Source organism: Helicobacter mehlei, from assembly GCF_003660265.1.
Taxonomy (GTDB): domain Bacteria; phylum Campylobacterota; class Campylobacteria; order Campylobacterales; family Helicobacteraceae; genus Helicobacter; species Helicobacter mehlei.
The window spans coordinates 1-443 of sequence record NZ_QXQP01000088.1; the positions used below are offsets into that span (position 1 = coordinate 1).

General features: G+C 48.3%; 1 protein-coding gene. It reads right to left on the minus strand.

Translation table 11 applies throughout. The annotated features are described in order from the left end of the window. On the minus strand, nt 1-443 hold a 443-nt coding region (locus EAO36_RS08360), incomplete at both ends, for a nucleotidyltransferase family protein (RefSeq protein WP_459562067.1).

Sequence of the window (443 nt, forward strand, 5' to 3'; positions counted from 1 at the left end):
GTTAGCTTTGCCAATTCTTGGGGGTCTCGCATAATATGATAGATCGGGTCTAACTCTTTTTTAGTCCCCCAACTGCTGTTAGTGTGTAGCTGGACCTCGCTAGGAATGCCCTTGTAAGTGAATTGCACATGCAAGCCCTTATATTGGCTACTTCTGTGGTGGAACTCTATAATGGGCTCTATGCCCTGCGCTCTTAAACTATCCTCAACATGGGTCAATTGCCCGTTAAGATGTCCCCTATCCTCCACCCTAATGGCCGCTCTTAAAAAGTCACTAATGGCCCCTATATCCCCCCTCTTGCGCTTAATCTTGCTCTCAATGCTCCCCACACTCTTGAGCAAATTCCCCGCCTCTAATGTGCTACTAGGCTGGCTTAATCCCTCTAAGAGTTGCTTAAAGCCCTGCTCTTGCTCTTGGGCGGTGGTGTAAAGCTCCCTAGCTTT